The 11,431-nt window shown below is 65.9% G+C and carries 9 protein-coding genes; 7 read left to right on the forward strand and 2 right to left on the reverse strand.

The window, feature by feature from the left end; all coding sequences use genetic code 11:
• The first annotated feature begins 12 nt into the window (after positions 1-12).
• Entirely contained in the window at positions 13-882 is an 870-nt protein-coding gene (locus U5782_RS14965) for a helix-turn-helix transcriptional regulator (protein WP_322044606.1), read from the forward strand.
• Here U5782_RS14965 and U5782_RS14970 read toward each other — a convergent pair.
• Complete coding sequence (locus U5782_RS14970) at positions 879-1,781, reverse strand: LysR family transcriptional regulator (protein WP_322044607.1); 903 nt, start codon at positions 1,779-1,781, stop codon at positions 879-881. The two genes, U5782_RS14965 and U5782_RS14970, sit on opposite strands and share 4 nt — an antisense overlap.
• Before the next feature lie 99 nt (positions 1,782-1,880).
• On the opposite strand from U5782_RS14970, the gene U5782_RS14975 reads away from it, so the two are divergent.
• Positions 1,881-2,879, forward strand: a complete 999-nt coding sequence (locus U5782_RS14975) for an NAD-dependent epimerase/dehydratase family protein (RefSeq protein ID WP_322044608.1) — start codon at positions 1,881-1,883, stop codon at positions 2,877-2,879.
• Positions 2,880-3,033: 154 nt separating this feature from the next.
• Positions 3,034-4,230, forward strand: coding sequence for an enoyl-ACP reductase FabV (gene fabV, locus U5782_RS14980; RefSeq protein WP_322044609.1), 1,197 nt, complete (start codon positions 3,034-3,036; stop codon positions 4,228-4,230).
• 112 nt (positions 4,231-4,342) lie between these two features.
• On the opposite strand, the gene U5782_RS14985 is transcribed toward fabV, so the two are convergent.
• Positions 4,343-6,085, reverse strand: coding sequence for an IlvD/Edd family dehydratase (locus U5782_RS14985; protein WP_322044610.1), 1,743 nt, complete (start codon positions 6,083-6,085; stop codon positions 4,343-4,345).
• 282 nt (positions 6,086-6,367) lie between these two features.
• Between U5782_RS14985 and U5782_RS14990 the strand changes: the two genes are divergently transcribed.
• The 4 genes from U5782_RS14990 to yjfF all read left to right on the forward strand — a co-directional run bounded on the left by U5782_RS14990 (position 6,368) and on the right by yjfF (position 11,227).
• Positions 6,368-7,318: an ABC transporter substrate-binding protein gene (locus U5782_RS14990; RefSeq protein ID WP_415914329.1), complete on the forward strand. Its 951-nt coding sequence runs from the start codon at positions 6,368-6,370 to the stop codon at positions 7,316-7,318.
• Positions 7,319-7,471: 153 nt separating this feature from the next.
• Positions 7,472-8,998 carry a sugar ABC transporter ATP-binding protein gene (locus U5782_RS14995; protein WP_322044612.1) on the forward strand — a complete coding sequence of 509 codons (1,527 nt, stop codon included), beginning with the start codon at positions 7,472-7,474 and terminating at the stop codon, positions 8,996-8,998.
• On the forward strand, positions 8,995-10,041 hold the full coding sequence (locus U5782_RS15000) for an ABC transporter permease (protein ID WP_322044613.1): 1,047 nt from the start codon (positions 8,995-8,997) through the stop codon (positions 10,039-10,041). The genes U5782_RS14995 and U5782_RS15000 overlap by 4 nt, the downstream gene beginning before the upstream one ends.
• Before the next feature lie 37 nt (positions 10,042-10,078).
• The gene (yjfF, locus tag U5782_RS15005; RefSeq protein ID WP_322044614.1) at positions 10,079-11,227 is read left to right on the forward strand and encodes a galactofuranose ABC transporter, permease protein YjfF; all 1,149 of its coding nucleotides are present in this window, start codon (positions 10,079-10,081) and stop codon (positions 11,225-11,227) included.
• Positions 11,228-11,431 lie beyond the last annotated feature (204 nt).

The raw sequence follows: 11,431 nt of genomic DNA on the forward strand, positions 1-11,431 counted from the left end.
GCGTATACCGTTATGCCAGTTAACACCCTGACCCCACCCCTGACCGAACCGGTCGATTCGCTTGGCGGCTTTTTGCGCGAGCGCCGCGAACGGCTCGCGCCGGGACCGGATGCGTCCGCACGGCGACGCACGCCGGGCCTGCGCCGCGAGGAAGTGGCGGCGCGCGCTCATGTGAGCGTCGCGTGGTACACGTGGCTCGAACAGGGGCGCGGCGGGCCACCTTCGGCCGAGGTGCTGGAGCGCCTTGCGCGCGCGCTCGAACTCGACGATGCTGGTCGCGAAATGCTGTTTCTGCTCGGCCAGCAACGCCCGCCTCCGCTCACGCCCAACGCGGACGCGACCAGCGTGCCGGCGCTCTTGCAAAGCGTGCTGGACGGCCAGCCCAACAGCCCCGCCATCATCAAGACGCCCACCTGGGACGTGGTGGCGTGGAACGAGGCCGCCAGCGCCGTGCTCGGCGATTACGGCGCGGTGCCCGCCCATGCGCGCAACGTGCTGCGCCGTCTGTTCGGCGACGATCCGCACATGCGCGCGATGCTGCCCGACTGGGAGGACAACGCGCGCTGGGCCGTCTCCGTATTCCGCATCGACGTCGCGCGCGGCGGCGGCGCCCCGCAGGCGCAGGCGCTCGTGGCCGAATTGCTCGCGCAAAGCGAGGACTTCCGCCGCATCTGGGCCGAAAGCGAGGTGCGCCGCCACGGCATCGGCACGAAGCGGCTTGTGCATTCGGAGGCGGGACCGCTTGCGCTCTCGTACTCGTCCTTTGGCGTGGATGGATCGAACGGCCTGAGCATGATCGTGTTTTCGCCCGCTACGGCGCACGATGCGCGCGCCATTGAAACGCTGATCGCGCGGCGGCGCGCGGCCAATGAGCAAGGCTAGCTCGCGCCCGCCTGCGCGATATACGCTTCGAGCCCTTGCCCGAGCGCATCGAACACTGTCTTGCAGCGCCGGTTGCTGCGCAGGTCCTCGTGCATCGCCATCCAGGTCGTGAGCTGGATGGTGCACTCGCGCGGCAATAGACGCCGCAGCCGCGCATCGCGCTTCGCAATCCCCACCTGGCACATGCCGATACCGCAGCCCGCGCGAATCATCGCCAGTTGCGCGACGTCGCTATCGGTGCGCAGCGCGAACGCCTCGCGCTTCCAGAACGGGAAATGACGCGACGCCTCGCGCACGAAGGGCGTGACGGTATCGAAGCCAATCAGCGCGTGCTGCATGAGATCCGCGAGCGTTTGCGGCGCGCCGTGTTCGGCCAGATAGTCGTCGCGCGCATGCAGGCCCGCCTCGATATCGCCGATACGGCGCGCGATCAGCCCGTCCTGTTGCGGCGGCGTCATGCGCACGGCGATATCCACTTCGCGCTGCAGCAGGTCTTGCACGCGATTGCTCGGCACCAGCTCCACCACGAGTTGCGGATGTTCGCGGCGCAAGGCCGCGAGGATCGGCGGCAACACTTCCACGCTCACCACTTCGCTCGCCGATACACGCACCACGCCGCGCATGGCGTCGCCCTGGCCCGTTGCCGCGCGCTCCAGCGCCGCCGCCGTGCTGCGCATGGACTCGGCGTAGCCGCGCAACGTGCGCGCGGCTTCGGTCGGCAGGAAGCCCGCGGGCGAGCGGGTGAAAAGCGGTTGGCCGAACGCCGCTTCGAGCGCCGCCACGTGCCGCCCCGCTGTGGGCTGCGTGATGCCGAGCGCGCGCGCCGCGCCGGACAGCGAGCCTTCCGTGAAAACCGCCAGGAAGGTCCGATAGAGTTCCCAATTGAGGTTCGAAGCCATGCATAAATGTATAGCGACCCGGCTATCTTCGGCAATTTTTAATGAATCGAAGCGCGCGCAGAATGCAGCCATCGACACTTCATTCAAGCGAGAACGAACATGGCGGCAAACCTCACGGAATCGGCCCGCACGGCGCTCGTGCTGGGCGTGAGCGGCGGGATTGGCGGCGAACTCGCGCGGCAGTTGGTCGGCGCGGGATGGCGGGTGCGTGCGTTGCAGCGACGCGCGGGAGACCTCGGTCCGATCGAAGTCATCCAGGGCGACGTCATGGACCGCGACGCCGTCATGCGCGCCGCCCAGGGTTGCGAGGTCATCGTGCATGCCGTGAATCCGCCCGGCTACCGGCGCTGGGCCGATCTCGTGCTGCCGATGATCGACAACACGCTCGCCGCCGCGCAGGCCGCGCACGCCACGGTGGTGCTGCCGGGCACGGTCTACAACTTCGGCCCCGAGGCGCTGCCGCGCGTGGCCGAGGACGCCCCGCAACAGCCGCGCACACGCAAGGGCGCGATCCGGGTCGAGCTGGAACGGCGTATCGAGGCGGCCACCGCGCGCGACGCGCGAGCGATCGTGGTGCGCGCGGGCGACTTTTTCGGCCCGCACGTGGGCAATAGCTGGCTCGCGCAGGGCTTCCTGAAACCGGGCCAGCCGCTGCGCACCGTGCGGGAACCCGGCACGCGCGGCGTGGGCCACGCCTGGGGCTATGTGCCCGACGTCGCCCGTACGATGCTCGAACTGATTGAGCGCCGCGCCACGCTCGCGCCTTTCGCGCGCTTTCACATGGCCGGTCACTGGGACGCCGACGGCACGCAGATGGCCGCCGCGATCTGCCGCGTGGCTGCTCGGCAGGACTTGAGCGTCAAGCGCCAGGCATTCCCGTGGCCACTGATCTACGCGGCGGCGCTGTTCGCCACCACGCCGCGCGAAATGCTGGAGATGCGCTATCTCTGGCGCGAGACGCTCGAACTCGACAACGCGCGCCTCGTGGCGACGCTCGGCCGCGAGCCGCATACGCCGCTCGACATGGCCGTGGAAGCCACGCTGCTGGGCCTTGGCTGCCTGCCGGCGCCCGCGCGTGCGGTGGCCGCCGCGCACTGAAACTGCGCCCTGATAGCGCCGTGGCAGGCGCTCAAAACGCACTGAACCGGCCCTCAAAATACCCGTAAATTTCGCCGTGCATGGCCCGCAACGCGGGCTCGCGCTAAAATGCGCCCCGTTCCTGCATGCACCATGCGACTTACGGAGAAGTCTGATGATTATCGAACCGCGCGTCCGCGGCTTCATTTGCGTGACGGCCCATCCGGCGGGATGTGAAGCCAACGTCGCTCAGCAAATCGAATACGTTACCCAACACGGCCCCATCGCCAACGGCCCGAAGCGCGTGCTCGTGCTCGGCGCTTCGACGGGCTACGGCCTCGCCGCGCGCATCTCGGCGGCGTTCGGCTCGGATGCGGCCACGCTCGGCGTCTGCTTCGAGCGCGCCGGCACCGACACCCGCCCCGCCACCGCGGGCTGGTACAACACGGCGGCGTTCGAAAAGTTCGCCACGCAAAAGGGTCTCTACGCCAAGACCATCAACGGCGACGCGTTCTCGGACGCCATCAAGCAGGAAACCATCGACGCGATCAAGCGCGATCTCGGTCAGATCGACCTCGTGGTCTATAGCCTCGCCGCGCCGCGCCGCACGCACCCGGTCACGGGCGTCGTGCACAATTCGACGCTCAAGCCGGTCGGCAAGCAACTGCGCATGCGCGGCATCGACACCGACAAGGAAATCGTCAAGGAGACCGTGCTCGAAGCGGCCAGCCAGGCCGAGATCGACGGCACCGTGGCGGTGATGGGCGGCGAAGACTGGCAGATGTGGATCGACGCGCTGGCTGCGGCCGGCGTGCTCGCCGAAGGCGCGAAGACCACGGCGTTCACCTACCTGGGCGCGGAACTCACGCACGACATCTACTGGAACGGCTCGATTGGCGAAGCCAAGAAGGATCTGGACCAGAAGGTGCTGGGCATTCGCGCCAAGCTCGCGGCCACCGGCGGCGACGCGCGCGTCGCGGTGCTCAAGGCCGTGGTGACGCAGGCCAGCTCGGCGATTCCGATCATGCCGCTCTACCTCTCGCTGCTGTTCCGCGCGATGAAGGCCAACGGCACGCACGAAGGCTGCATCGAGCAGGTCTACGGTCTCTACAAGGACTCGCTCTACGGCGCCACGCCGATCCTCGACGACGAAGGCCGCCTGCGCGCCGACTACAAGGAGCTCGACCCCGCCATCCAGGCGCAGGTGAAGGCCTGGTGGGACGAAGTCGCGGACGACAACCTGTACGCCACGACCGATTTCGCGGGCTACAAGGCGGAATTCCTGCGCCTGTTCGGCTTTGGCATCGAAGGCGTGGACTACGCCGCCGACGTCAATCCGAACGTCGCGATTCCGGGCATCATCGAGAAGTAATGCTTGTTTCGCGCAACGGGCCTCGCTCGTTGCGCGAACAACGACTATCGGCGCGCCGTTCTGGCGCGCCTCATCGCCTCACCTCACCCCGCCTCTCCTCACTGCCACGCTTTCAGTGTGAATGACTCGGCACGTCCGCGCCACGGCAACCCACCAGAAAATCGAAATCGCAGCCTTCATCGGCTTGCAACACGTGCTCGACATAGAGCTTGCGATAGCCGCTGCCATCTGCGGGCAAGGGCTGTTGCTGCGCACGCCAGGCGTCGAGGCGCGCGCTGATTTCTTCATCGCCGATATCCACGCGAAGCAGGCCTTGTTCGCAATCCAGTTCGATCCAGTCGCCGTCGCGCACGATCGCGAGCGGCCCGCCGGCGCGCGCCTCGGGCGCGACGTGCAGCACCACGGTGCCATAGGCCGTGCCGCTCATGCGCGCGTCCGACACACGCACCATATCGGTCACGCCCTGCGCAAGCAGCTTGGGCGGCAGCCCCATGTTGCCGACCTCAGCCATGCCGGGATAGCCCTTCGGCCCGCAGTTCTTCATCACGAGAACGGAATCGGCCGAGACGTCCAGATCGGGGTCGCCAATGCGCGCCTTGTAGTCGTCGAAATTTTCGAACACCACCGCTCGACCGCGATGTTTCAGCAGCTTCTGCGTAGCCGCGGACGGCTTGAGCACCGCGCCATTGGGCGCGAGATTGCCGCGCAGCACGCACAGGCCGCCGTCGTGAACGAGGGGCTTGTCGATGGGACGAATCACTTCCTCGTTGTAGTTGGGCGCTTCGCGCACGTTCTCCCAGAGCGTGCGCCCGTTCGCGGTGAGCGCATCGGGATGCGGCAGCAGGTTCGCTTCGCCAAGGCGTCGCAGCACGGCGGGCAAACCGCCCGCGTAATAGAACTCCTCCATCAGGAAACGGCCCGATGGCTGCAAGTCGACAAGCGTGGGCGTGCCACGCCCGATGCGCGTCCAGTCGTCCAGTTCCAAAGGCACGCCGATGCGCCCCGCGATCGCCTTCAGATGAATCGCCGCATTGGTCGAGCCGCCAATCGCGGCATTGGTGCGAATCGCGTTCTCGAACGCCGCGCGCGTGAGCAGCTTCGACAGGCGCAGATCTTCCAGCGCCATTTCGACGATTCGCATTCCTGACATTTGCGCGAGCACGTAGCGTCGCGCGTCCACCGCTGGAATCGCCGCGTTATGCGGCAGCGTCACACCCAAGGCTTCGGCCATGCAGGCCATCGTCGAAGCCGTGCCCATCGTGTTGCAGGTACCTGCGGATCGCGACATCCCCGCTTCCGCCGACATGAACTCGTGAATCGAAATCTTGCCCGCCTTCACCTGCTCACTGAGTTGCCACACGACCGTGCCCGAGCCGATATCGCGTCCCTCGTGCTTGCCGTTGAGCATCGGGCCGCCCGTCACCACGATCGCGGGCACGTCGCAACTGGCCGCGCCCATCAGCAAGGCCGGCGTGGTCTTGTCGCAACCCACCAGCAGCACCACGGCATCGACGGGATTGCCGCGGATCGACTCCTCGACGTCCATCGAGGCGAGATTGCGCGTGAACATCGCCGTGGGCCGCAGATTCGATTCGCCGTTGGAGAAGACGGGAAACTCCACCGGGAAACCACCCGCCTCGTACACGCCGCGCTTCACATGCTCGGCGAGCTTGCGAAAGTGCGCATTGCAGGGCGTGAGTTCCGACCACGTATTGCAGATGCCGATAATCGGCTTGCCCGCGAACTCGTGATCGGGGATGCCCTGATTCTTCATCCAGCTTCGATACATGAAGCCGTTCTTGTCCGTGGTGCCGAACCACTCGGCCGAGCGCAGCCTGGGCTTACGGGTGTTCATGGCTTTACCCACTTTGTGAGAAAGACCCATAAATAGCATGACTATATGAGTCGTAATGATCGGGAAAACGCTAATAAAAACGGCCTCGCGCGTTGCATATAGTTTGGCTATTCAGCGATAGCAGTGCAGTGAAGCAAGGCGGCGGCCCGAGGGCGACCCAAGGGCCCGGGATGGCGCGATCGACTCGTGACTCTGTCCGGCCGTGATGGACGCGGGTGTAGCGCCGTGAATTAAAAGACTACAGAAGCGACATCGGAGACACGCATGAAACTGGCAACGCGCATGGTGAGTGGGTTCGTCGCAGCGGCGGCGGCCTTCTCTCTGGCGGCGGGCATCGCCCACGCCGAAGACAAGCAGATTACGCTCGGTTTTGCCCAGGTGGGCGCGGAAAGCGCCTGGCGCACGGCCAATACCGTATCGGTCAAGGCGGCAGCAAAAGACGCCGGCATCAACCTGAAATTCTCGGACGCCCAGCAAAAGCAGGAAAACCAGATCAAGGCGATCCGCTCGTATATCGCGCAAAAAGTCGATGTGATCGCGTTCTCGCCGGTCGTCGAATCGGGCTGGGAACCGGTGTTGCAGGAAGCCAAACGCGCGAAGATTCCCGTGATCCTCACCGACCGCAACATCGACGTGAAGGATCAATCGCTCTACGTCACGATGATTGGTTCGGACTTCCTGGAAGAAGGCCGTCGCGCGGGCAAGTGGCTCGAAGAGCACTACAAGAACAACCCCGGCCCGATCAATATCGTCGAATTGCAGGGCACCGTCGGTTCCGCGCCGGCCAACGATCGCCATGCGGGCCTGATCGAAGTGATCAAGAACGACCCGAAGTTCAAGATCATCGCATCGCAGAGCGGCGACTTCACGCTCGCAGGCGGCAAGCAGGTGATGGAGGCGTTCGCCAAGAGCTATGGCAACAAGATCAACGTGGTCTACGCGCATAACGACGACATGGCGCTCGGCGCGATCCAGGCCATGGAAGAAGCGGGCATGAAGCCCGGCAAGGACGTGAGCGTGGTGTCGTTCGACGCGACCAAGGGCGGCTTCGAGGCGATGATCGCGGGCAAGATGAACGTCGACGTGGAATGCAGTCCGCTGCTCGGCCCGCAATTGATGAGCGCCGTGAAGGACGTGGTGGCGGGCAAGCAGTTGCCCAAGCGCATCGTCACCAACGAGACCGTGTTCCCGATGGATGTGGCGGCGCAAACGCTGCCGTCGCGCAAGTACTGAGTGGAGAATGGGGCTTAGAAGCGCTTGGCCAACCTGAGAGCGGCGCGCGTCACGGGCAATGCCGCGTGACGCGCGCCGTGCATTTCGGCCCCTATTTTCCGCGATTTTCCTGACGCATTTGCCTGGCACTTCGATCTTTTCCGGTTCCTGCCCATGAGCGCATCGCCGCTACTCGAAACCGTTGGCCTGTCGCGAACCTTCCCCGGCGTGCGTGCGCTCGACCGGGTCGATTTTCGTCTGTTCCCCGGCGAGATTCATACGCTGATGGGCCAGAACGGCGCGGGCAAATCCACCCTCATCAATGTACTGACCGGCGTGCACGAACCCGAAGCGGGCGAGATCCGGCTCGCGGGTCAATCCGTGCGCTTTTCGACGCCCCAGGAGGCGGAAGCCGCCGGTATCCAGACGCTCTACCAGGAGGTCAATCTCTGCCCCAACCTATCGGTGGCCGAGAATATCTTCGCGGGCCGCCAGCCGCGCAAACGCGGCCTGATCGACTGGAAGACGATTCACCGCCGCGCCGCCGAGGCGCTGGCCGAACTCAATCTCTCGCTCGACGTCACGCAGTCGCTCGACACCTACCCCATCGCCATGCAACAGATGGTGGCGATCGCGCGCGCGGTGTCAGTCGATGCGCGCATCCTGATTCTCGACGAGCCGACTTCCAGCCTCGACGAAGGCGAAGTCGCACGCCTCTTCGACGTGCTGCGCAAGCTCAAGGCGTCGGGCATCGCCATTCTGTTCGTCACGCATTTTCTGGAGCAGACCTACGCAATCTCCGACCGCATCACCGTCATGCGCAACGGCGAACGCGAAGGCGAATATCCCGCCGCCGAATTGCCGGTGCAGACGCTCGTGGCCAAAATGGTCGGCCTGGCCAATGCCGGTGAAAGACTCGCGCACGCCGAAGCGCCCCACTCTGCCGAAGCCGAATCGGCCGCGCCTGCGAAAGAGCCTTATCTCGCAGCACAAGGCGTCGCGCGGCGTGGCGTGCTCAATCCGCTCGATCTCGAAGTGCGGCCCGGACAGATCCTGGGCCTCGCGGGCCTGCTCGGCTCGGGGCGCACGGAAACGGCGCGTCTGCTGTTCGGCGCCGACAAAGCCGATGCCGGCGCGGTACGCATTGACGGCAAGACGGTCAAGCTCTCCTCGCCGCGCGACGCCGTGCGTCACGGCATGGCGTATTGCCCCGAGGATCGCAAGAAGGAAGGCATCGTCGCCGATCTGTCGATCCGCGAAAACATCGTGCTCGCCTTGCAGGCGCAGCGCGGCTGGTGGCGCATGATCGGGCGCGCACGGCAACGCGAACTGGCGAATCAATACATCGCGCAGCTTGGCATCAAGGCGCGCGACGCCGAACAACCCATCGGCCTGCTTTCGGGCGGCAATCAGCAGAAAGTCCTGCTTGCGCGCTGGCTCGCCACCGAGCCGCGCCTGTTGATCCTCGACGAACCCACACGCGGCATCGACGTGGCCGCCAAGTTCGAGATCATGGACCGCGTGCGCGCGCTCTGCGCGAAGGGGCTGGGCATCCTGTTCATTTCGTCGGAGATCAGCGAAGTGGTGCGCGTGAGCGATCGCATCGCGGTGCTGCGCGACCGCCGCAAGGTGGCCGAGCTCGCGGGCGCGTCGCGCTCGGAACACGAGGTCTACGACCTCATCGCCGGAGACCGCCGATGAACGCCCGCTTGCCTTCTGGCCTGCCCACCTGGCTCGCGTTGTTGCTCAAGCATCCGCTCGTGTGGCCTGTCGTGACGCTGGTGGCGCTGTTTGCCGTGGACGTCGCGCACCGCGCGAACTTTCTCTCGGTCACGCTGCTCGGCGGCCATCTGTTCGGTGCACCCGTCGATATCCTCATGCGCGCCGCGCCGCTCGTGGTGGTCTCGCTCGGCATGACGCTCGTGATCGCCACGCGCGGCATCGATATTTCGGTGGGCGCGGTGGTCGCCATTGCGGGCGCGGCGGCCGCCACGGTGCTCGCCGACGATCCCACACGCGTGGCCGCCGCGTTCGGCGCGGCGCTCGCCGTGGGTGTGCTCGCGGGCATGTGGAACGGTCTGCTGGTGGCCTTCGTCGGCATGCAGCCGATCATCGCCACGCTCATCCTCATGGTGGCCGGGCGCGGCGTCGCGCAACTGCTCACGGGCGGGCAGATCATCCCGATTGGCGCACAAGGCTATCTCTATGCGGGCGGCGGCTATCTGGCGCTGGTGCCGTGCGCCGTGTGGCTCGCCATCGCCGTGACGGTGCTCACCGTGCTGATAGTCAATCGCACGGCGCTGGGCCTCTTTATCCGCTCGATCGGCGTGAATCCGGTGGCCGCGCGGCTTGCGGGTCTGTCCTCGCAGGCCGTGGTGTTCGGCGCTTATGCGTTTTGCGGTTTGACGGCTTCGATCGCGGGCATCCTGATCAGCTCGAACGTGCGCAGCGCCGACGGCAACAACGCGGGCCTGTTACTCGAACTCGATGCGATTCTCGCCGTGACGCTGGGCGGCACTTCGCTCTCGGGCGGACGCTTCAGTCTCGCGGGCACCGTGCTCGGCGCGCTCATCATCCAGACGCTCACCTACACCACCTATTCGATCGGCGTGCCGCCCGAGGCCACGCTCGTCGTCAAGGCCGTGGTCGTGCTCGTGGTGAGCGTGATCCAGTCGCCCGCCGCGCGCTCGTTCCTCGCCGCACAATTGCGGCGGCTCGCGTCGAGCCGCCGGGCGCGCGCGTGAACTGCGTACACAACAAGGATATCTGGGGACTCGCCGCATGAACCGTCCATCGCCCGTCGCCTCTCCCACGCCCGCCGCCACCTCCGCCGCCTGGCGGCGCGGCGTGGCGCGCTTCGTCGATCCGCGCGTGCTGCCCATCGTCGTCACGGTGCTGCTGTTTGCGGCGCTGTTCGGCTTTGGCTCCGTGATGTACAAGGGCTTTTTCTCGCTCCAGGTCGCGTTCGGACTGCTCGTCGATAACGCGTTCCTGCTGATCGTCGCCATCGGCATGACGTTCGTGATCATCTCGGGCGGCATCGATCTCTCAGTGGGCGCGGTGGTCGCGCTCACCACCATTCTTTGCGCCGTGGGCACCGAGAAACTGCACTGGTCCGTGGCCGTGGTGGTGCCGCTCGTGCTGCTGCTCGGCACGCTCTATGGCGCGGCAATGGGCGCGTTGATCCATTTCTTTCGCTTGCAGCCCTTCATCATCACGCTCGCGGGCATGTTCCTCGCGCGCGGCACTTGCTTTCTGATCACCACCGAGTCCATCCAGATTAACGACGCCGGTTTTCACGCGCTCTCCGAGTTCAATATTCCGGTTGGCAGCGGCTCGCTCACCACGGGCTCGCTCACCGCGCTCGCCATGCTCGCTGCCGGCATCGTGATCGCGCATTTCACGCGCTTCGGGCGCAACGTCTATGCGATCGGCGGCAATGAGCGCTCCGCGTTGCTGATGGGCCTGCCGGTTGCGCGCACCAAGATCGGTGTCTATGCGCTCTCGGGGTTCTGTTCGGCGCTGGGCGGTGTGGTGTTCACGCTCTACGTGCTCTCCGGTTACGGGCTGCAAGCGCAGGGGATGGAACTCGACGCCATCGCCGCCACCGTGATCGGCGGCACGCTGCTCACGGGCGGCGTGGGCTATGTGATCGGCTCGGTGTTCGGCGTGGGCATTCTCGGCACGATTCAGACGCTCATCACATTCGACGGCACGCTCAGTTCGTGGTGGACGCGCATCGTGATCGGCGCGCTGCTCTGCGCGTTCTGTCTCTTGCAACGCGCCACCGAGCGCCACGCGGCGCGGCGCAAGTCCACCGGCGGCGGCAAGGGTGCGCCGCGCGCGCGGCGTGCGGTTGCGCAGCCCGACGCGCCGCTCGACCCCATGCAGCAGGCGAGGCTCGTACCCACGCCGCCGCGCGAGGCCTGAATCGACGGCATGAAGCAATAGTCCGACTAGTTAGGGGTATACATGGATTAGGAGCCGCAACAGCCCTGCACTAAGCTTTTTTGCGGTACCGCCCGGCGCGTATCGAACGTTTCCGAACTACGGCCCGCGCTCATCACGCGCCGGCCAGCGCACTCCCGGTGCCGTCCAGCATCTGCACGCGATCGACCCAACGTCGAGCACATC

It is taken from the genome of Paraburkholderia sp. J67 (genome assembly GCF_905220265.1).
In the GTDB taxonomy this organism is placed as follows: Bacteria; Pseudomonadota; Gammaproteobacteria; order Burkholderiales; family Burkholderiaceae; genus Paraburkholderia.